We start from the raw sequence: 21130 nt of genomic DNA, 5'->3' as shown, positions 1-21130 counted from the left end.
CGATCGCTGATCCGAGTCGGCACCCTACCCGGCGGTACGCCCGCTGGTCAGCCTCCTGCGGCGCCACAGCACGAGGGGCAGCGCACCCGCGACGCCGAGTGCCCCCGGGGCCAGGCCCGCCGTCACGTTGATCCCCGGCTGGTCGAAGGTGTCCGGGACCGGCAGCGTCGCCCAGCGGTCGATCGGCCACGCCACCACCACGGCCCGCCCCACGACGTCCTTGACGGGCACAAAGCCCCTGGTCGGGTCCTCGGTGTGATAGCGCGAATCCCAGGAGTTCTGCCGGTGGTCGCCCATCACCCAGATCTTGCCGTCGGGCACCTTGAACGGGCCGAAGGGCTTGTCGTCGCACGCCGAGTCGCCCGGGAAGATGTACGGCTCGTCGAGCGCCTTCCCATTGACCTTGACCGGACCGCCCTTCGCGCACTCCACGGTGTCGCCGCCGACCGCGATCGTCCGCTTGATCAGGTCCTTCTCCTTGGACGACGGCATCAGGCCGATGAAACTCAGGAAGTCCCGCACCACGTTCGACTCGGGGGTCGGCTCCCCGGCCAGCCAGTTGTCCGGGTCGTGGAACACGACGACCTCGCCGCGCTCGGGCTCCCCGCCGAACCAGGGGGTCAGCTTGTCGACCATTACCCGGTCGCCCCGCTGGAGTGTGTTCTGCATCGAGTCCGAGGGGATCGAGAACGCCTGCACCAGAAACGTCTTGATCAGCAGCGCGAGAACCAGCGCGATGACGATCAGCAGAGGCAGCTCCTTCCAGAAAGGACGCTGCTTCCTCGCCTTCTTGCCGTCCCCGTCCGCGGCCTGCACCTCCGCGGGTGCGTCCGGCTCCGGCGGGCCGACGGCAGGCTCGGCGGGCTGGTCGGACCTCTTCGCGGGCTCTCCATGTCCGGGTCGTGCACCGGCAGCCACGTCACTCACATCCAGTCCTCACTCTGCGCCCACGCCTGCTCCAGGGCCCTGTCCGTTCAAAGGCCCACTGCTCCGAACAACGAACGGGAGTTCCGCAGGGTCTCTGCTCCTCCGGCCGCCCTGCCGGTCGCGGGCCGCCGGGCATCCCCGGGCCACCCACCACCGACAACCGCCCTCCGGTTGCTCAGCATGCTCGCCGAACAACCGGAGGGCGGTTCATCCGTACCATCCGGCGCCCGCGTCACGGGCACCGGCATCCTTCATCGCGCGCCGGACGGCCTGGACTGTCCGGTCCGTCTCCAGGCCGGTGGAGACGGGAAACGGGCTCAGGTCGTGGCGCACACCCAGCTGGAGGCGAAGCCACCGATCTCACCGGTGGACGGGTGGCCGATGCCTGCCTTGATGCAGATCTTCACACCCTCCGGGAAATTGTGGCTGTCCTCCTTCTTCGTGGTGCCGTTGCCGTTGCTGTTCCACACCATGAAGTCGTAGCCCTCGCCCGTCTTGATGGGCGCCACATCGACCTTGAGCGCAGCGGAGAAACCGTCCGCGCACGTGTCCTTGAGGTACAGCGTGTCCCCGTTGCTGATGAACCAGCCGTCGGACGTGTGGGTGCAGGAGCCGTAGCCGTAGGAGTGCCCCGTGTCGGCGGTGGCCGGCGTGCTCGCAACTGCCACGCCGACGACGGCCGCGGCGACGGCGCCCATGATCTTCACCCGAGAAATGCGTGCCACATCTTCCCCCTGTGCAGCGGTACTGATCGGTCGTCAAGATCCTATGAAGAACACCCGGCGAGCGCCTGTGCATTTACTCGATCTCGCCGATGTCTTGATCACAACAACATCGCGAGCACCCTGCCAAATCGGCACGATTCAACGGATCATGACACACCATCAGTCATCGCTACCGACCGGAAGCCAGACCGGCCCGCCTGCGTCGCCAGAGCACGATCGGCACGGCTCCGGCGATGCCGATCGCACCGGGCGCCACGGCCACCGCGGCGTTCAGGCCCGGCTGGTCGAAGGTCTTCGGGACCGGCAGGGTCGCCCAGCGGCTGATCGGCCACGCCACCACGATGGCCCGGCCGACGACCTCGTCGTTGGAGACCGTGCCGCCGCCCGGCAGTTCCTGGTGGTAGCGGGAGTCGCGGGAGTCCTGGCGGTGGTCGCCCATCACCCAGATCCGGCCCTCGGGCACCTTGATCGGGCCGAACGGCTCGTCGTTGCAGGGTGTGTTGCCCGGGAAGATGAACGACTTCTCGTCCAGGGCCTTGCCGTTGACCACGACAGGGCCGTTCTCCTTGCACTCCACCGTGTCGCCGCCGATGGCGATGACCCGCTTGATCAGGTCCTTCTCCTCGACGGACGGCATCAGTCCGATGAAGCTGAGGAACTTCTGGACCACATTCGGATGGACCTCCTCGGTGTCGTCCAGCCAGCCGCCCGGGTCGTGGAAGACCACGACCTCGCCGCGCTCGGGCTCCGCTCCGAACCAGGGAGTCAGCTTGTCGACCAGCACCCGGTCGCCCCGCTGGAGCGTGTTCTGCATCGAGTCCGAGGGGATCGAGAACGCCTGCACCAGAAACGTCTTGATCAGCAGCGCGAGAACCAGCGCGATGACGATCAGCAGAGGCAGCTCCTTCCAGAAGGAGCGCGGCTTCTTCATGGCCTTGCCACCGCCGTCCGGAGTCTCGCTGTCACTCCCCGCGCGGCCCGTCGTCCCGGCGGACTCGGCATTGCCCGAATGATCCGGCCGGTCCTCGGGTTCCTCGTGTCCGGATCGTGCGCCGACGGCCAAATCCCCCACATCCACTCCTTACTCCGTGCCACCGCCTGCGCCCTAGCCGGTGCAGGCCCACCACTCCCATAACGAGCGGGAGTTCCGCAGGGGTCGGGAGAGGGACCATTCCGTTGAGATCCTGGGACGACACACTATTCGACGGCCCCGACGCGGCAGCCGTCCCGACTCGCGCGTCGGGGACCGAGCCGAAGGTCGCCGGCTCCTCCAGTTTCCGCCAGTGGCCGAGGGGCCAGGCGATCACCACTGCCCGTCCCACGACCTCGTCCTCGGACACCGTGCCGTGTTCCGGCTCGTCCAGGTGATAGCGGGAATCAGCGGAATCGGAACGGTGGTCGCCCATCACGAAGATCCGGCCCGACGGAACCTTTACCTCGAATTTGATGAGGGAGGGAGGGTTCCCGGGATACAGGTAGGGCTCGGCGAGCGGTACGCCGTTGACGGTGATCCGGCCGTCCTTGCCGCAGCACTTCACCGTGTCGCCGCCGACCGCGATCACCCGCTTGATCAGATCCTGTTCGTCGTCCGAGGGCAGCAGCCCGATGAAGGTCAGTGTCTCCTTCACCTGCTTGACGACGACGGGCGGGTCCTTCTTGTCGACGTTCTCCTGCTTCAGCCAGCGCCCCGGGTCCCTGAAGACGACGACATCGCCGCGCTGGGGCCTGGATCCGAACCAGGGCGTCAGCTTGTCCACGAGCACCCGGTCACCGATGCGGATGGTCTGCTCCATCGACCCCGAAGGGATCACGAAGGCCTGCACCAGGAACGTCTTGAGCACGAGCGCGATCAGCAGCGCCACGACGACGAGCAGCGGGATCTCCCGTGCGGCGGCCCCGCGCCGCCGACGCTTGACCTTGCGGGCCAGCTTCCGCCGCTCCGCCCTGGTGGGCAGCGAGCGCTCGGCCGTCGGCCCGGTGCCACCTGGCGGTATCCCCGGTTCGGACCCGTCCCGCCTGCGGCCGCGGTTACCCATGACCCCCGCCCGGCGCCCCCACGGTGGCGAAGGCGGTGCTGTCCGGCACCGAGCCCAGCCGGCTCGGCGGCCAGCCGATCCAGTCCACCCTGCCGATCACCATGTCGACCGGGACCATGCCACCGCCCGGCTCTCCCAGATGGTCACGCGAATCGCGGGAGTTGCTGCGGTGGTCGCCCATCATCCACAGCGTGCCGTCGGGTACGACGATGTCGAAGCGGACCCGCGAGGGCGCGTCCCCCGGATACAGATAGTCCTCGACGACCGGCCGGCCGTTCACCTCGATCCGGCCTCGCTCGTCGCAGCAGACCACCCGGTCGCCGCCCACGCCCACCACCCGCTTCACGTAGTCGGTCCGGGCCGGCTCCGCGAGGCCCAGCGACGCGGCCACCGAGTGCATCAGACCGGTGACGGGATTCTCCTGCTCGGGCTCCTGCACAAAGGACCCGGTGCCGTCGAAGACCACCACGTCGCCGCGGCGCGGCACGGAGCCGGAACGGTAGGCCAGTTTGTTCACCAGTACCCGGTCCCCCACCCGCAGCGTGGGCTCCATCGAGCCGCTGGGGATCAAGAAGGGCTGCACCACGTAGTGGCTCAGCAGCAGTACGAAGACCGCGCAGACGGCCCCGAGCGCGGCGGTCCGCCGCCAGGAGATCGGAGCGTTCGGCAGATCCGGGATACGCGAGGAGCGCGACCCCTCCTCCGGCGCCGTTGCGGGTGCGGAGGAGCGGTCGCGCTCCGAGGGCTTTGCTTCCGTGTCCATCGGGGCCAGAGCCTATCCGGCCGACCTGTGGACCTGGGAGTCAGCTCAGTTGTCGCGCTTCTCCTTGATCTTCGCGGCCTTGCCGCGCAGCTCACGGAGGTAGTACAGCTTGGCGCGACGGACGTCACCGCGGGTGACGAGCTCGATCTTCTCGAAGATCGGGCTGTGCACCGGGAAGGTGCGCTCGACGCCGACGCTGAAGGAGACCTTGCGGACCGTGAAGGTCTCGCTGACGCCCGCGCCCTGGCGACGGATGACAACGCCCTTGAACTGCTGGATGCGGGAGCGGTTGCCCTCGATCACTCGGACGTGGACGTTGACGGTGTCGCCGGGGCGGAACGCCGGGACGTCGGTACGCAGCGATGCGGCGTTGACGCCATCGAGCAGGGAAGCCATGTTGTCTGCTTTCTTCGCCGATGCCACAGGTCATCGACGGGAGATAGTGAGAAATGGGGTGCTGATCGCGTCGGGCGGACGTCGTTCCCCCTGTGGCAGGGGCGTACGCCGGACGTACAGCAGCGGCCTATTCTTCCACGGCCTCGGGCCTGCGCCAAAATCGGCCGCCGGGCTCCGGTGACCAGCCGAGGATGGAGAGCATCTCGCGGTCCTTCTTGTCGAACTCCGCGGCGTCGCAGCGCTCGATCAGATCGGGCCGGTTGAGGGCGGTACGACGGAACGCCTCGTCCCGGCGCCAGCGGGCGATCTTGCCGTGGTGGCCGCTGAGCAGCACCTCGGGAATCTCCCGGCCGCGCCACTCTGGCGGCTTGGTGTAGACGGGCCCCTCCAGCAGATTGGCCATGGCGCCGGGGGCGAAGGAGTCGTCCCGGTGCGATTCCGCGTTGCCGAGGACCCCGGGCAGCAGCCGGGCGACCGCCTCCGTGATCACCAGCACCGCGGCCTCCCCGCCGGCCAGCACGTAGTCCCCGATGGACACCTCGACGACCGGCATCCGGGTGGCGTACTCGTCCATCACCCGCCGGTCGATGCCCTCGTAGCGGGCCGGCGTGAAGATCAGCCACGGCCGCTCGGAGAGCTCGACGGCGAGCTCCTGGGTGAACGGGCGGCCGCTGGGCGTGGGCACGACGAGCACCGGGGAGTGCGCCCCGGCCTCGTATCCGCCCGCCAGGGCGTCGTCCAGGGCTTCGCCCCACGGTTCGGTCTTCATGACCATGCCGGGGCCGCCGCCGTACGGGGTGTCGTCGACCGTGTTGTGCCGGTCGTACGTCCAGTCGCGCAGGTCGTGCACATGGACGTCGAGGCGGCCGCGCGCGCGGGCCTTGCCGACGAGGGAGACGTTCAGCGGTTCCAGGTACTCGGGGAAGATCGTGACGACGTCGAGGCGCATCAGTCGTCCTTCCCGGCCGCGGGAGCCTCGTCGTCGCCCGCTTCGTCCCGCGCGGAGGCGATCACGGCCTGGCTCGCGTCGATCAGGCCGGGCGGCGGGGTGATCACCGCGCGCTGCTCCGCCAGATCGATCTCGGTGACGATCTCCTCGACGAACGGGATCATCACCTCGCTGCCGTCCGGCCGCTCGACGATGAAGAGGTCCTGGGACGGCAGGTGCGTGATCTCGGTGATCCGGCCGACGGCGGTGCCGTCGGCGAGGACCACATCGAGATCCATGAGCTGATGGTCGTAGAACTCCTCGGGGTCCTCGGGGAGTTCCGCCGGGTCGACCTCGGCGATCAGGAGCGTGTTGCGCAGCGCCTCGGCAGCCGTACGGTCGCGCACGCCCTCGAAGCGCAGCAGCAGCCGTCCGCTGTGCACCCGGCCGGTCTCGATCGTCAGCGGTCCGGCACCGGCCGGTTCGGTGGCGAGCACGGCCCCGGGCCCGAGCCGCAGCTCCGGCTCGTCCGTACGGACCTCGACGGTGACCTCGCCCTTGATGCCATGGGCACGGCCGATCCGCGCGACTACCAACTGCACCTTGTGTCTCTCCTGTCATACGACGACGGGCCGGGGCGGGCGCATGGCCCTCCCCGGCCCGTGCCGGTGTTCAACTCTGTCAGCGAACCTGATCCACATCGACGAGGTCGACGCGGATGCCACGGCCGCCGATGGCGCCCACGACGGTACGCAGCGCGCGTGCGGTGCGGCCGTTGCGACCGATCACCTTGCCGAGGTCGTCGGGGTGGACCCGGACCTCCAGCACGCGACCACGGCGCAGGTTGCGCGAGGCGACCTGCACATCGTCAGGGTTGTCGACGATGCCCTTCACGAGGTGCTCGAGAGCCTCCTCGAGCATGCTCAGGCCTCGGTCGACTCGGCGGGCGCAGCCGCGTCAGCAGCCTCGTCCGCCTTCTTGTCGGACTTCTTCGCCTTCTGCGTGATGGCCTCACCCTTGGACTCGTCGCCGCCGTCCTTGGCCAGGGCCTCGAACAGGGCGCGCTTGTCAGCCTTGGGCTCCGGCTGCAGCAGCGGCGCGGGGGCCGGGAGACCCTTGTGGGCCTGCCAGTCACCGGTGAGCTTCAGGATCGCGAGAACCGGCTCGGTCGGCTGGGCGCCGACGGACAGCCAGTACTGCGCACGCTCCGAGTTGACCTCGATGCGCGAGGGGTTCTGCACCGGGTGGTACAGGCCGATCTCCTCGATGGCCCGGCCGTCACGGCGGGTACGGGAGTCGGCGACGACGATGCGGTAGTGAGGCGAACGGATCTTGCCCAGACGCTTCAGCTTGATCTTGACTGCCACGGAAGTGGTGTCTCCTGGTCTATGACGTGGTTGGGCACAACGAAGATGCCACGTGGGGTTGCGGTACTCGGGTGCCCGATGGACGCGTCAGCCGGAGGAGAGAGGGGTCCTGTGCGACTGTCGAGTACAGCTAGCCATTGTGCCACACCGCGTCGGGTCACCCCACCGCGACCGCGGCTTCCGGGATACGGAAGGGCTTCCCGCAGCCCCCGCAGACGATCGGCGCCTGCGCCAGGACCGACGGGACGACCCGCACATTGCGGCCGCAGTCGCAGACGGCCTTGACGCGGACGCCCCCGCCGGAGGAGCCGTGCCTGGCGGCCGGCCCGCGGAAGGAACGCTTGGTGTCGGCGGCGGTGGCGACCGTGTGCGCCTTGAGGGCGCGCTGCAGCCGCTCGATCGTCGGGCGGTACCGGCGCTTGGCCTCGGGATTGAGAGTGACCAGCGAGAAGCCGCTGCTGGGGTGGGGCTCCTCGGCGTGGTCGAGGCCCAGCTCCTCGGCGATCGCCAGGAATCTGCGGTTGTGGTAGCGGCCGGCGCGCGAAGTGTCGCGGACGCCTCGCGCGGCGGCGATGCCGTGGACTGCCTCATGCAGCAGTCGCTCGAAGGAGAGCTCGGCGCCGCAGGCGGACGAGGACTCTCCGATCAGGGACTCGGGCGCGGCTAGATCCGGCAGCTCGGGGTGGTACCGCTGAATGTCGGCCCACGCCTGCGCCAGCTCTGCGGCAAGTACAGGTGGTGTCGTGCTCACGTCGTGACAACGAGCACGAGTGCCCCGGTGTTCCGATTCCGGGCCATCCCAAATAATTTGCACGTACCAGTCAGTTGCCATTTCATGCGTCCCGACGAGGGCGGGTGCGCAGATCTGTGGATAAGCCTCACAGCTCACACCAAGGTGGTACGTAGCGACGCGTACGCCCGGTCGCGTAGCCAGGCGGCGTACGCCCGGGGCGGCGGGTGGGGCGTCAGTAGGCGCGTGCCACCAGGGCGACAGTACCGGGCGCGTCGTCCGCGTCGGGCACCGACCCGTCCTCGGCGACCAGACACCGTACGGACACCCCGTGTTCCGCGAGCCGGGCCTCCCCCGCCGGGCCGAGGGCCGACCAGGCGATCCGCGCCCAGCCGCCCGCGATCGCCGCCGCCACGGCCTCCTCCACGGTCGTGACCTCGCTGGTGGCCGACTCGCGTCGGCTCCGGGACTCCCGCAGCAGCGCCGCCTGGTCCTCCTCCAGGACCGCCGGAAGCAGCGCGGGCAGGGCCTCGACGGCGACCGGCTCCTTGCCGCCTGGTACGCGCCGGGCCAGCATCGCAGTGCCGTTCGCCAGATCGCGCGGGCCGATCTCGATCCGCACCGGCACCCCCTTCAGCTCCCAGTCGACCGCGCGCCGGCCGAACGAGGTGTCGGTGCGGTCGTCGACCTCGGTCCTGATCCCCGCCGTGCGCAGCCGCTCCGCGAGGGACCGGACCGTGCTCAGCACGGCCACGTCCTCCTTGACCGCGAGGACGACCGCCTGGACCGGCGCGAGCCGCGGCGGCACCCGGAGCCCGTGGTCGTCGCCGTGCGCCATGATCAAGCCGCCGACCATCCGGGTCGATGTGCCCCACGAGGTCTGCCGGACGAGTTCCTGCCGGCCCTCCCTGGACAGATAGCCGGTGTGGAAGGCGCGGGCGAAGTTGGTGCCGAGCTCGTGGCTCGTACCCATCTGCAGGGCCTTGCCGTCCCGCATCATCGCTTCGAGCGTGAGTGTGTTGACGGCCCCGGCGAACCGCTCCGCCGGGGTCTTGCGGCCGAGGACCACGTCGATGCCCAGCACATTGACCATGAAGTCCGCGTACACCTCGCGGTGGATGTACGCGGCGAAGTCGCGGGCCTCCTCGTCGGTGGCATGGGCTGTGTGGCCCTCCTGCCAGAGGAATTCCGTCGTACGGAGGAACACCCGCGGGCGCATCTCCCAGCGCACTACGTTCGCCCACTGGTTGATCAGGAGCGGCAGATCCCGGTAGCTCTGCACCCACTTCGAGAAGTACTCGTTGATGATCGTTTCGGACGTCGGCCGCACCACCACGGGCTCTTCGAGCTCTTTTCCGCCGCCGCGGGTGACCACCGCGAGCTCCGGCGCGAAGCCCTCGACGTGCTCGGCCTCGCGTGTCAGGTAAGACTGGGGGATGAGGAGCGGGAAGTAGGCGTTGCGGGCGCCCGCCTCTTTGATCCGGGCATCCATCTCCTGCTGCATCCGCTCCCACAGGCTGTATCCGTACGGCCGGATGACCATGGTGCCGCGCACCGGGCCGTTGTCCGCGAGTTCGGCCTTGTTGATCAGATCCTGGTACCAGCGGGGAAAGTCCTCGGCCTGGGGCGTGAGAACGGGTGCCTTTGCCATGGCGCGCATCGTACGGCGACACCGCCCACCGCACGGGGCGACCGGCCCCGGTGCCGCGGGCCTTCCCCACGGACGCATCACCGCGGCACGCAACCATTGCCATCGGCCCCCTGGACGCGGACGCGGTTGCGCAGTTCTCTGACATACGGGGGAAGCGGGCGCAGACACACGGGGGAGCATCCACTCGGGCACTACCGATCGGACACGGCCGAACTCTCGGCGGATTGGGGCGCTTTCCATGACACCTACGCTCGTCCGGCATCACAGCCACGCGGAAACGTCCACCCAGGTGGATTCCGGTAACCGTGCCCGGGACTGGGCCGAGATCCAGGAGCGGATGCTGGCACCGCTTTACGAAGCGGTGTACGAGCGGCTCGAAGTGGGATCCGGTACCCGGCTGCTCTCCCTCGGCTGCGGCTCCGGGCTCGCGCTGCTGATCGCGGCCGCCCTGGGCGCGCGCGTCACCGGCGTGGACACCGACCTCGAACGGCTGGCGATCGCCCGGACCCGGCTGCTGCCCGATCCGGACTGCGACGCCGGCCCCGCGGCCGGACGCCCGCGGCTCCTGGAGGGTGATCCGTCCCGGGCCCGGCCGTCCGACGGGACGCCGTACAACCTGCTCACCGCGTTCACCCCGATCGGCTGCTCGTCCGACGACGGCGAGGAGCTGGTGGCCGCGCTGCGGTCCGCGGTGCCGCTGGCCGCGCGGGGCAGCACCGTGGTACTCACCGGCTGGGGTCCGCCGGAGCGCTGTGCGACGGCGCCCGTGCTGCGGGTGGCGGGCCGGCTCTCCGACCGGGACCGGGCTTCCCGCACCGGCGGCTGGCGGCCGTCGGGCCGGGACGACCTGGAGGAGCTGGCCTTCCGGGCCGGCCTGAATCCCGACGGCTCGGGCCGGGTGGCGTGCCCGTTCGGGTACGCGGACCTGGACAGCGCGGTGCGGGGCCTGCTCTCCACCCGGCTCTTCGACGCGGCAGTGCGGGCGACGGACCGGGCCCAGGTGGAGAAGGAGGTCGCGGAGGCCCTTCATCCGCACCGCCGCCGGGACGGCACGATCTGGATGCCGAACGTCTTCCGCTATCTCGTGTGCACCACCTGAGCGACGGCCCCGTGCGCACCACCTGAGCGATTGCCCGGCGCGCACCGCCCGAGCGGCGGCCGCTACTTGGCCGACCGGGTGATGCCGGCCGCCCGGTAGGCCTCGTCCTCGTCCAGCGTCTCCTTCTCCAGGAGCGCGGCGGACAGCGAGTCCAGCCTGTCCCGGTTCTCGCGCAGGAGCCGGCAGGCAACCTCGTAGCACTCGTCGACGATCCGTCGCATCTCGCCGTCCACCGCGTCGAGCGTGGCGGGGGCCGCCGACAGTCCGTACGCCTGCTGGGCATCGCCCGGGATCGCCGTCAGCCTGCCCACCTTGTGGCTCATGCCCCAGCGGCCGACCATGCCGCGGGCCAGGTTGGTGACCTGTTCCAGGTCGCTCTCCGCGCCCGTGGTGATCATGCCGAAGACCACCTGCTCGGCCGCCATGCCGCCGAGCGCCCCGACGATGCGGCCGCGCAGATACTCCTCGGTGTACGCGTACTTGTCGGCGTCCGGCGTCGAGAGCGTGACGCCCAGGGCGCGGCCGCGCGGCACGATGGTGACCTTGCGGACCGGGTCGGCACCCGGCTGGACCATGCCGAGCAGGGCGTGGCCGCTCTCGTGGTACGCGGTCCTGCGGCGTTCCTCGTCGGACATGACCAGTGAGCGTTCCGCGCCGAGCTGGACCTTCTCCAGGGCGTCCGAGAAATCGGGCTGGGTGACCTCGGACTGCCGGCGCTTGACCGCCAGGAGCGCCGCCTCATTGGCCAGGTTGGCCAGATCCGCACCGGTCATTCCGGGGGTCGTGCCGGCCACCTGGGCCAGGTTCACATTGGCGGCGAGCGGGATCTGCCGGGTGTGGATCTCCAGGATCGCCTCCCGGCCGCTCTTGTCCGGCGGGCTGACCTGGACGATCCGGTCGAAGCGGCCGGGCCGGGTGAGGGCGGGGTCGAGGACGTCGGCGCGGTTGGTGGCGGCGAGGACGACGACGCCCTCCGAACCGGAGAAGCCGTCCATCTCGGTGAGGATCTGGTTGAGCGTCTGCTCGCGCTCGTCGTGGCCGCCCATGCCGGAGCCGCCGCCGCGGGCCCGGCCGATGGTGTCGATCTCGTCGATGAAGACGATGGCGGGGGCGACCTTGCGCGCCTCCGCGAAGAGTTCCCGGACCCGGCTCGCGCCGACGCCGACGATCATCTCGATGAACTCGGAGGCCGATGCCGAGAAGAACGGCACGCCGGCCTCACCGGCGACGGCACGGGCCAGCAGGGTCTTGCCGGTGCCGGGCGGGCCCGCGAGCAGCACCCCGCCGGGCATCCGAGCGCCCATCTTCCGGTACTCCTGCGGGTTCTTCAGGAAGTCCACGACGTCGTTGAGCTCGCCCTCGACCTCGTCGATCCCGGCCACGTCCTCGAAGGTGGTGCGCTTGGCGCCCTCCAGTTCGACGGGTTTGGGCGGGGCCTTGCGCCCGAAGCCGCCCATCCCGCCGCCCATGCCCCTGGACATCCGCCGGGCGATGAAGATCCAGAGCAGGATGAGCAGCAGCATGGGCGCGAGCGAGATCAGCAGGTTGGCGAGGAAGCTGCGCTGCTGGACGACCGGCTCGGCGGTGACCGTGACGTCGTTCCTGACCAGTTCGGCCCAGAGTTTGTCGTCCGCGAAGGCCGGCCGCTGGGTTTCGAACTTGGTGTACGTGTCGTCGCTCCCCGGGACCTTCGCCTCCTTCTTGAGCTGCCCCTGGATGGCATCGCCCTTGGAGTAGATCTTGGAGACATTGCCCGAGGTGACCTGCTTGCTGAACTCCGTGTACGCGATCGTCCGCTGCTCCGCCCCGTTGAAGAAGGACAGCACCAGATTGGCGATCAGATAGACGGCGAGCGCGGTCAGCAGCAGTCCGCCCCAGCCTCCCGGCATCTTCCGGCTCGGCGGCGGGGGCGGTGGGGCGCCCTCGGAGCGCCACGGCTGATCGGTCCGGTCGCGGGGAGGTACGGGGTTGGTCACACGCACTCCTCTGCCGACAGCCGTTGAGCCGACATTAAGCGAGGAATGCGGGCAAAGCCCTCCCAGAGCCCGCTCGATGGGCCCTTGGAGGGACGGCGTACGACAGCCGTGGCGGGGGCGGGCACAGTCCGGGGCCGTACACGCCGAGGGGGCGCCCGCCGGAAAGCGGGCGCCCCCTCGGGGACATCACCGGGCCGCTGCGGCCCCTCGAACCACGGGGCCGGGTTCAGCCCATGAACTTCTCGAATCCGGGTTCAGCCCATGAACTTCTTGAACTCGTCCGGCAGCTCGAAGTTCTTGTCGTCCTGCGCCGGCAGACCGAACGCGCCGCCCTGCGCCGCCTGCTCGCGACGGGCCGCCGCGGCCTGCTCCTCGGCCTTGCGCTTCATCGGGTTGCCGCTCTTGCGCTTGCCCTTGGCCTGCTTGACCTGCTTCTTCTGCCGACCGGGGCCACCGCCCATGCCCGGCATCCCGGGCATTCCCGGCATGCCGCCGCCCTGGGCCATCTTCGACATCATCTTGCGGGCGTCGAAGAACCGCTCCACCAGATTCTTCACCGCGCTGACCTCGACACCGGAACCCTTGGCGATGCGGGCCCGGCGCGAGCCGTTGATGATCGTCGGCTCGGCGCGCTCCTTCGGGGTCATCGACTTGATGATCGCGGCGGCACGGTCCACGTCGCGCTCGTCGATGTTGTTGATCTGGTCCTTGATCTGTCCCATGCCGGGCAGCATGCCGAGCAGCTTGGAGATGGAGCCCATCTTCCTGACCTGCTCCATCTGGGACAGGAAGTCGTCGAGCGTGAAGTCCTTGCCCTTGCTGGACGCCAGCTTGGAGGCCATTTTGGCGGCCTCTTCCTGGCTGAAGGTCTTCTCCGCCTGCTCGATCAGGGTGAGCAGGTCACCCATGTCGAGGATGCGGGACGCCATGCGGTCGGGGTGGAAGGCGTCGAACTCGTCGAGCTTCTCGCCGTTCGACGCGAACATGATCTGCTTGCCCGTGACATGGGCGATCGACAGGGCCGCACCACCGCGGGCGTCACCGTCGAGCTTGGAGAGCACCACGCCGTCGAAGCCGACGCCGTCGCGGAAGGCCTCGGCGGTGTTGACCGCGTCCTGGCCGATCATCGCGTCGACAACGAAGAGGATCTCGTCCGGGCTGACGGCGTCGCGGATGTCCGCGGCCTGCTGCATCAGTTCCTGGTCGATGCCGAGGCGGCCCGCGGTGTCGACGATCACGACGTCGAACTGCTTGGTGCGGGCGTGCTCGATCGAGTCCTTGGCGACCTGGACCGGGTCACCGACCCCGTTGCCCGGCTCGGGCGCGTACACCGCGACACCGGCGCGGTCGGCGACGACGCTGAGCTGGTTGACGGCGTTGGGGCGCTGGAGGTCACAGGCGACGAGCAACGGGGAGTGGCCCTGGCCCTTGAGCCAGAGGCCGAGCTTTCCGGCGAGGGTGGTCTTACCGGCACCCTGGAGACCGGCGAGCATGATCACGGTGGGCGGGTTCTTGGCGAACCGCAGCCGCCGGGTCTCGCCGCCGAGGATCCCGACGAGCTCCTCGTTGACGATCTTGACGACCTGCTGGGCCGGGTTCAGCGCCTGGGAGACCTCGGCGCCGCGCGCCCGCTCCTTGACGTTGGCGATGAACGCGCGGACGACGGGCAGCGCGACATCCGCTTCGAGCAGGGCGATACGGATCTCGCGAGCCGTGGCGTCGATGTCCGCCTCGGACAAGCGGCCCTTGCCCCTGAGGTTCTTGAAAGTCGCGGCAAGGCGGTCGGAGAGAGTATCGAACACGGCGCTCGTCGGTCCTCAGGGTCGGGGGCAAACTGGATTCGGTACCCCAGGGTATCCGGCCCGGAAGAAACGATGAGCCCTGCCCGGGAAATCCCGGGCGCAGTCCACGTCGCGTGCCTCCCGCCTCACGCCCGCAGCGCGGCCTCCACCGCGTTCGCCACCGCGACCGCCCGTTCCCCGGGCAGCGGCTTCCCGTCCGTGTCCGTGACGTAGAAGGCGTCCACCGCGTTCGCCCCCAGTGTCGACACATGCGCGCTGCGCACCCGTACCTCGCTCTGTTCCAGCGCCCGGCCGATCCGGTGCAGGAGTCCGGGGGCGTCCTGGGCCCGCACCTCGATCACCGTCGCCAGCCGGGAGCCGGCCGCCGCGACGGTCACCCTGGGCGGCGGGGCCTTCACCCCGCGGCGGCGCGGGTAGGCGGCCTCCCGTTCGGCGAGCCGGGCCCGGATGTCCAGGGAGCCGTCCAGGGCGCGTACGAGGTCGGCGCGGAGCCGGGTGGCCTGCGGCAGGGAGCCGTACTCGGCCGCGACCCGCCAGCTGAGCAGCAGCAGGTCCGCGGAGCCGCCCAGCTCGGTGGGGAGTTCCACGGCGCGCAGGTCTGCGGCGCGCACGGTGAGGCGGTGCAGGGCCAGGACGCCCGCCGCGGCGGGCAGCACTCCCGGCCGGTCGGGCAGGGCGATCTGGAGTTCGACGCCGACGGGTTCCGGTTCGCCCTCCTCGTTCCGGGCCTCGGCCTGGGCGCGCAGGGCGAGGACGGGTTCGCCGGTGCGCAGGGCCTCGACGGCGAGGCGTTCCTGTTCGGCGCCGGGTGCGGCTGGTTCCGGTTCCTCCGGGGCCCGGCCGGCGAGCACGGCGGCGACGCGTCCCACGAGGTCGGCGACCAGGGAGGCGCGCCAGGCGGACCAGGCGGCGGGACCGGTGGCGAGCGCGTCGGCCTCGGTGAGCGCGTGCAGCAGTTCCAGGGTGGAGGCCGTGCCGACGGCGGTGGCGACGGCGCTGACGGTCGCCGGGTCGTCCAGGTCGCGTCGGGTGGCGGTCTCGACGAGCAGCAGGTGGTGGCGTACGAGGGTGGCGATGACGCCCACGTCGTGCTGGTCGAAGCCGATCCGGGCGGCCATGTCCCGGGCGATGACCTCTCCGGCGACGGAGTGGTCGCCGGGCCAGCCCTTGCCGATGTCGTGCAGGAGCGCGGCGACCAGGAGCAGGTCCGGGCGGTGGACGCGGCGGGTGAGGGAGGAGGCGCGGACCGCGGCTTCGACGAGGTGGCGGTCGACGGTCCAGGTGTGGACGGGGTTGCGCTGGGGGCGGCAGTGGACGCGTTCCCAGTCCGGGAGCAGCCGGGTGATCAGCCCTTCGGCTTCGAGCGCCTCCCAGACGGGGACGGTGGCCTCGCCCGCGCCGAGAAGGGTGACGAGTTCCTCACGGGCCTCGGCGGGCCAGGGCACCGGCAGCGGCCCGGCGGCGGTGGCGAGCCGGCGTACGACGTGGCGGGAGAGCGGCAGCTCGGACTGGGCGGCCGCGGCGGCGGCGCGCAGCACGAGGACGGGGTCGCGTTCGGGGCGGGCGGTGCGGGCGAGGACCACTTCGCCGTCGGCCTCGACGACACCCTCGGCGAGCGGGGTGCGTTCCGGGGCGGCCGCCCTGCCGCCGCCCAGCATGGCGCGCAGCCGGGGGCGCACGGACCGGGCGCGCAGGACCCGGTTGACCTCGCGCCAGGTGACGTCGGTGGCGTACGAAATGGTGCGGGCGGCCTCGTAGACCTGGCGGAGCAGGGTGTCCGCGTCGAGCAGGGAGAGCTCGGCGGCGACCTGGTCCTGTTCCTGGAGGGCGAGGCGGTCGGTGGCGCGGCCGGTGGTGAGGTGGAGGGCGTCGCGGGCGTCGAGAAGGACGCGGCGGGCGTCGGCGAGCCCGTCGCGGGGGGCGTCGGCGACCCAGGACGCGGCGACGGCGCGCAGGGCGGTGGCGTCCCGCAGCCCGCCGCGGGCCTCCTTGAGATCGGGTTCGAGGAGGAACCGCAGCTCGCCCTGGCGTTCGGCGCGTTCGCGGCAGAGTTCGTGGAGTGCGGGAAGGCGCTTGGGGGCCTGGTTGCGCCAGTCGGCGAGGATCGCGGTGCGCATCGCGGCGACGAGCCCGAGGTCCCCGGCGACGGGCCGGGCGTCGAGCAGTCCGAGCTGGACCTTGAGGTCCTCGCCGGCCGTCCTGCGGGCTTCGGCGGGGGTGCGTACGGAGTGGTCGAGGGCGAGGCCGAGGTCCCAGACGGGGTACCAGACGCGGTCGGCGAGGGCGGCGACGGCCGCGGGGTCGGCGTTCCCGTCGTGCAGGAGCAGCAGATCGAGGTCGCTGCGCGGGGAGAGTTCGCCGCGTCCGTAGCCGCCGACGGCGACGAGGGCGGCGCCGTGGACGCCGGCCTGTCCGGCTGCGGCGGTGAACAGCGCGGTGAGCCAGTCGTCGGTGAGCGATGCCAGGGCCGTACGGCGCGGCGGCCCGGGCCGCGCCTTCTCCTGGAGGAGGCGCAGCCGGGCCGCCGGGTAGCCGCCGGGTTCCGAGTCTGCGGATTCGATGGTGGTTCCGGTGCTCATCACCTGGCTGCCTTTCGTTCCGGGAGCGTCGGTCAGAGTGCGTCGGGGCCGCGTTCGCCCGTCCGTACCCGGACCGCGGTGTCGACCGGCACGCTCCAGACCTTGCCGTCACCGATCTTGCCGGTGCGGGCGGCCTTCACGACCAGGTCGATGAGCTGTTCGGAGTCCTCGTCCTCGACCAGCACCTCGATCCGGATCTTGGGTACGAGGTCGACGGTGTACTCGGCGCCCCGGTAGACCTCGGTGTGGCCGCGCTGACGTCCGTATCCACTGGCTTCCGTGACCGTGAGGCCCTGGACGCCGAAGGCCTGGAGGGCCTCCTTGATCTCGTCCAGCCGGTGTGGCTTCACGACTGCGGTGATGAGCTTCATGCGTCCACCTTCTTCGTCTTCGCTGCTGCCGTGCTGCCCGGGGCGGAGCTCGTGGTGCGCGGGGCCGCACCGCCGCCCGCTCCGCTGAAGTCGTACGCGGTCTCGGCGTGTTCGACCTGGTCGATGCCGGAGATCTCGTCGTCCTCGGTGACCCGCATCCCGATCGTCCGGTCCAGCAGGAAGGCCAGGACCGCGGAGACGACGAGAGAGTACGCGAGGACGGCGAAGACGCCGACGGCCTGCTTGCCGAGCTGTTCGAGGCCGCCGCCGTAGAAGAGGCCCTTGGCCTCGGACTGGACGCCGCCGGTGGCGAAGAGGCCGACGAGGAGGGATCCGGCGATACCGCCGACGAGGTGGACGCCGACCACGTCCAGGGAGTCGTCGTAGCCGAACCGGTACTTCAGGCCGACGGCCATGGCGCAGAGCACCCCGGCGATCGCGCCGACCGCGATGGCGCCGAGCGGGCTGACCGCGCCACCGGACGGGGTGATGGCGACGAGGCCGGCGACCGCGCCGGAGGCCGCGCCGAGGGTGGTGAACGAGCCGTGGCGGAGCTTCTCGTAGCCGAGCCATGCGAGCATCGCGGCGGCGGTGGCGACCTGGGTGTTGACGAACATCACCGCGCCGACGCCGTCGTCGTTGCCGAGCCACGAGCCGGCGTTGAAGCCGAACCAGCCGAACCAGAGCAGACCGGCGCCGAGCATGACGAGCGGCAGGCTGTGCGGCCGCATCGGGTCCTTCTTGAAGCCGACGCGCTTGCCGATGACGAGGATCACGCCGAGCGCCGCCGCACCGGCGTTGATGTGGACGGCGGTACCGCCCGCGAAGTCGATGACCCCCATCTCGTACAGCCAGCCGCCCGCGCCCCAGACCCAGTGGGCGACGGGGAAGTAGACGACGGTGACCCAGAGCGCGATGAACAGGGCCCAGGAGGTGAATTTGACCCGGTCGGCGAGGGCGCCGCTGATCAGTGCCGGGGTGATCACGGCGAACATCAGCTGGAAGACGGCGAAGACATAGACCGGGATGGTGTAGCCGTCCCAGAGCTGGGTGACGCCGATCCCGCTGAATCCGAGGTAGTCCGAACTCCAGCCGACGACGGAGCCGAGGTCGGTGCCGAAGGCGAGGCTGAACCCGTAGAGCACCCACAGGATCGTGACGATCCCGAGGCTGATGAAGCTCATCATCAGCATGTTGAGGGTGCTCTTGACGCGGACCATGCCTCCGTAGAAGAAGGCCAGGGCCGGGGTCATGAGCATCACCAGGGCGGAGCAGATGAGCATGAACCCGGTGTTGGCGGCAGACAGGGTCGGGGTGTCTGCGGCAAGCGTCGTGATGCCTGGGGGCATCGGCGTCTCCTCGTCGTCGGTGCGGCCACGTGCGGGCGATGGGAGCGGCACCACGTGCGGGACCACTGGGGAAAGGTGCGGGCCGGTTATGGGGTCGAGATTCACCCAGTGCGGTTTCCGCCGGTGCCGCACGGTGTTTCACCGCGGTGACGAAGAGGTCCGGTGTGTTACGTCGCCATGAACCGGCGGTGGCGCGACCGGCGCCGGGCCTGCCCCGCGGCCGTGGCCGCATACGGTGCGGTTACGACTCTTCCGTACGGGCACGGCAATGCGAACCGGCCACGCCGACCACCCGCTGACCTGGCAATTGGGGGAGCCGAAGTCGGTCTGTGCGGGGTGGTCGCCGTGGCCGGGGCCTGGGGTGCTGCTCAGACCGCTTCGGCGGTCTCCGGCAACTGCTCGGTGAGGAGATCGGTGAGCCTGGCGACATCGGGAACGTCCCCGAATTCCCTGGCGGCGGTGTCGACGGTCTTGCGGAGCCGGGTGTTGACCCGCTCGGAGCGGATCTTCCTGGCGACGTGCAGGGCCTGCTCGGCCAGCACCGTCGATTGTTCGGGCTCGCGCTTGAGAAGGTGGACGGTGGCGAGACCGATCAGGTTGAGCGCATACGAGCGCTGGTGCTCGTCGTCCTCGCCGAAGAGCCGGACGGCCTTCTCCATCAGCGGCTCGGCGAGCGTGGCGTACGTGGGGCTGCGGCCCGCCACATAGGCGAGGTCGCGGTAGGAGTGGGAGTTCTCGCCGTTGAGCTCGGCCTCGGAGAAGAAGCGGATCCAGTCGGGCTCGGGCTCGCCGTCGATCCCCACGTCGAGGAAGGTGTCCTCGGCCATCCGGACGGCTCGTTTGCACTTGCTGGGCTGGCCCATGTTGGCGTACGCGCGGGCCTCCATCGCATACAGCATGGCCTGGGTGCGCGGGGTGGCGCAGTCCCGGCTGCCGTACTGCGCGAGGTGGATCAGTTCGAGGGCGTCGTCGGGCCGTCCGAGGTGGATCATCTGGCGGCTCATGCTGGACAGGATGTACGAGCCGAGCGGCTTGTCCCCGGCCTCCTTGGAGGCGTGCAGCGCGAGGACGAAGTACTTCTGGGCGGTGGGCTGGAGGCCGACGTCGTAGCTCATCCAGCCGGCCAGCTCGGCCAGTTCGGCGGCGCACCGGAAGAGCCGCTTGGCGGTGGCCGCCGGCTGCGGCTCCTGGAGCAGGTCGGTGACCTCGTGGAGCTGTCCGACGACGGCCTTGCGGCGCAGTCCGCCGCCGCACTGCGCGTCCCACTGACGGAACATCGCGGTGGTGGACTCCAGCAGATCGAGCTCGGGGCCGGAGAGCCGGGAGGGACGGCGGGCCGCGGCCTCCGGTTCCGGTTCCGCGGAGCCGGCGGTGGCGACGGGCACCAGCCAGCGCTGCATGGGCTCGATGAGAGCGGGGCCGGCGGCCAGGGCGAGCGAGGAGCCGAGGAATCCGCGGCGGGCGAGCATGAGGTCGCTGCGGGAGAACTCGCTGAGCAGTGCGACGGTCTGCGGGCCCGCCCAGGGCAGGTCGACACCGGACACGGACGGCGACTGGTGCGCGGAGCGCAGCCCGAGGTCCTCGATGGCGACGACGGAACCGAAGCGCTCCGAGAAGAGCTCGGAGAGGATGCGCGGGATCGGCTCGCGCGGCTGCTCGCCGTCGAGCCAGCGCCGCACCCGGGAGGTGTCGGTGCTGATGTGGTGGGCGCCCATCTGGCGCGCCCGGCGGTTCACCTGGCGCGCGAGCTCGCCCTTCGACCAGCCGCTCCGCACGAACCATGAGCTCAATTGCCCGTTGGGGCGCTTACCGGCATTCGAATCGCCTGCGCCGCTGCCACTCACTGGAACGCCCCCATCCCGCTGAATACCTGTCGCGCGAACCATTACCAGAATGCCCTGAGCCAATGCCGCCCATGCGGAGGTCGCGCACCGCCGAAGTTGAAATCGGGTTGCCTCCGGCATACCCATGGGCGCACATACTTCCATGGTTCGTGTACCGACGGTAATCCTACGATCACCCCCCGGGCGAGGGCGATTACAGAAACGCCACCATTCGCCACCCCTTCGAATGAACGCCACCCCCGTCGGGCGCGATTCACTTGACACACGGCGATCAGCAGGGGGCGCGGTGGTGCGGAACGGGGCGCGCGAGCGATGCCGCACGACCCCGAATGTCACCGGCGCACCCCGGATCGACGGCGACGACGGAGCGTCACTACTCAAGCCCCCGCGTCGTAACCACCGGCCAGTCGGACCCGTTGGAGGGGGCATGGGCTTCACGATCGGCGGCATCCGCGAGATGCGCACCGGCTCACGGCGCCGCAGCCGTGCGGCCAGGTGCACGGCAGTGGCCGAGTACACGGGACTGTGGGGCTGGGCCGTCGCGCCGGGAGCGCGGGCCGCGGCCGGCCGCTGCTCCTGCGGACGGG

Annotated in this window: 19 protein-coding genes and 1 pseudogene; 2 read left to right on the top strand and 18 right to left on the bottom strand. The window is 70.3% G+C overall.

Features of this window, described 5'->3' with window-relative positions; translation table 11 throughout:
• Positions 1-24 precede the first annotated feature (24 nt).
• From lepB (ABZY11_RS28335) to proS, 12 genes are all read right to left on the bottom strand, one after another.
• Positions 25-918, bottom strand: coding sequence for a signal peptidase I (gene lepB, locus ABZY11_RS28335; protein WP_356481857.1), 894 nt, complete (start codon positions 916-918; stop codon positions 25-27).
• Positions 919-1244: 326 nt separating this feature from the next.
• Positions 1245-1652 (bottom strand): hypothetical protein, encoded by a 408-nt coding sequence (locus ABZY11_RS28330; RefSeq protein ID WP_356481849.1) that lies wholly within the window; start codon positions 1650-1652, stop codon positions 1245-1247.
• Between the two features lie 169 nt (positions 1653-1821).
• Positions 1822-2715, bottom strand: a complete 894-nt coding sequence (gene lepB, locus ABZY11_RS28325) for a signal peptidase I (RefSeq protein ID WP_356481856.1) — start codon at positions 2713-2715, stop codon at positions 1822-1824.
• Positions 2615-3688: a signal peptidase I gene (gene lepB / locus ABZY11_RS28320; RefSeq protein ID WP_356481848.1), complete on the bottom strand. Its 1074-nt coding sequence runs from the start codon at positions 3686-3688 to the stop codon at positions 2615-2617. The genes lepB (ABZY11_RS28325) and lepB (ABZY11_RS28320) overlap by 101 nt, the downstream gene beginning before the upstream one ends.
• Positions 3681-4451, bottom strand: a complete 771-nt coding sequence (lepB, locus tag ABZY11_RS28315; RefSeq protein ID WP_356481847.1) for a signal peptidase I — start codon at positions 4449-4451, stop codon at positions 3681-3683. The genes lepB (ABZY11_RS28320) and lepB (ABZY11_RS28315) overlap by 8 nt, the downstream gene beginning before the upstream one ends.
• A gap of 45 nt (positions 4452-4496) precedes the next feature.
• A complete protein-coding gene (gene rplS, locus ABZY11_RS28310) occupies positions 4497-4847 on the bottom strand; it encodes a 50S ribosomal protein L19 (protein WP_093545046.1) in 351 nt (116 codons plus the stop codon).
• Between the two features lie 127 nt (positions 4848-4974).
• On the bottom strand, positions 4975-5796 hold the full coding sequence (trmD, locus tag ABZY11_RS28305) for a tRNA (guanosine(37)-N1)-methyltransferase TrmD (protein ID WP_356481846.1): 822 nt from the start codon (positions 5794-5796) through the stop codon (positions 4975-4977).
• On the bottom strand, positions 5796-6377 hold the full coding sequence (rimM, locus tag ABZY11_RS28300) for a ribosome maturation factor RimM (RefSeq protein ID WP_356481845.1): 582 nt from the start codon (positions 6375-6377) through the stop codon (positions 5796-5798). Before rimM ends, trmD begins: the two co-directional genes overlap by 1 nt.
• A 79-nt stretch (positions 6378-6456) precedes the next feature.
• On the bottom strand, positions 6457-6696 hold the full coding sequence (locus ABZY11_RS28295; RefSeq protein ID WP_005311361.1) for an RNA-binding protein: 240 nt from the start codon (positions 6694-6696) through the stop codon (positions 6457-6459).
• 2 nt (positions 6697-6698) lie between these two features.
• Positions 6699-7142 (bottom strand): 30S ribosomal protein S16, encoded by a 444-nt coding sequence (gene rpsP, locus ABZY11_RS28290; RefSeq protein WP_356481844.1) that lies wholly within the window; start codon positions 7140-7142, stop codon positions 6699-6701.
• A 157-nt stretch (positions 7143-7299) separates the two neighbouring features.
• On the bottom strand, positions 7300-7893 hold the full coding sequence (locus ABZY11_RS28285) for a hypothetical protein (protein WP_030928573.1): 594 nt from the start codon (positions 7891-7893) through the stop codon (positions 7300-7302).
• 214 nt (positions 7894-8107) lie between these two features.
• A complete protein-coding gene (gene proS, locus ABZY11_RS28280) occupies positions 8108-9523 on the bottom strand; it encodes a proline--tRNA ligase (RefSeq protein WP_356481843.1) in 1416 nt (471 codons plus the stop codon).
• A gap of 238 nt (positions 9524-9761) precedes the next feature.
• On the opposite strand from proS, the gene ABZY11_RS28275 reads away from it, so the two are divergent.
• A complete protein-coding gene (locus ABZY11_RS28275; protein ID WP_356481842.1) occupies positions 9762-10622 on the top strand; it encodes a methyltransferase domain-containing protein in 861 nt (286 codons plus the stop codon).
• A gap of 62 nt (positions 10623-10684) precedes the next feature.
• On the opposite strand, the gene ftsH is transcribed toward ABZY11_RS28275, so the two are convergent.
• The 6 genes from ftsH to ABZY11_RS28245 all read right to left on the bottom strand — a co-directional run bounded on the left by ftsH (position 10685) and on the right by ABZY11_RS28245 (position 20543).
• A complete protein-coding gene (gene ftsH, locus ABZY11_RS28270) occupies positions 10685-12598 on the bottom strand; it encodes an ATP-dependent zinc metalloprotease FtsH (protein ID WP_356481841.1) in 1914 nt (637 codons plus the stop codon).
• 254 nt (positions 12599-12852) lie between these two features.
• Positions 12853-14400: a signal recognition particle protein gene (gene ffh, locus ABZY11_RS28265; protein WP_356481840.1), complete on the bottom strand. Its 1548-nt coding sequence runs from the start codon at positions 14398-14400 to the stop codon at positions 12853-12855.
• A 125-nt stretch (positions 14401-14525) separates the two neighbouring features.
• Complete coding sequence (locus tag ABZY11_RS28260; protein ID WP_356481839.1) at positions 14526-16979, bottom strand: [protein-PII] uridylyltransferase; 2454 nt, start codon at positions 16977-16979, stop codon at positions 14526-14528.
• Positions 16980-17011: 32 nt separating this feature from the next.
• A complete protein-coding gene (locus tag ABZY11_RS28255; protein ID WP_072487240.1) occupies positions 17012-17350 on the bottom strand; it encodes a P-II family nitrogen regulator in 339 nt (112 codons plus the stop codon).
• Positions 17347-18699 (bottom strand): ammonium transporter, encoded by a 1353-nt coding sequence (locus ABZY11_RS28250; protein WP_356481838.1) that lies wholly within the window; start codon positions 18697-18699, stop codon positions 17347-17349. The genes ABZY11_RS28255 and ABZY11_RS28250 overlap by 4 nt, the downstream gene beginning before the upstream one ends.
• Positions 18700-19067: 368 nt before the next feature.
• Positions 19068-20543 carry a hypothetical protein gene (locus ABZY11_RS28245; protein ID WP_356481837.1) on the bottom strand — a complete coding sequence of 492 codons (1476 nt, stop codon included), beginning with the start codon at positions 20541-20543 and terminating at the stop codon, positions 19068-19070.
• 427 nt (positions 20544-20970) lie between these two features.
• Here ABZY11_RS28245 and ABZY11_RS28240 point away from each other — a divergent pair.
• Positions 20971-21130, top strand: a pseudogene (locus ABZY11_RS28240) (DNA primase); the annotation flags it as partial.

Source organism: Streptomyces sp. NPDC006510, from assembly GCF_040611955.1.
GTDB lineage: Bacteria > Actinomycetota > Actinomycetes > Streptomycetales > Streptomycetaceae > Streptomyces.
The sequence above is the reverse complement of the archived record's forward strand: the minus strand, read 5'-3'. Positions and strand labels throughout refer to the sequence as shown.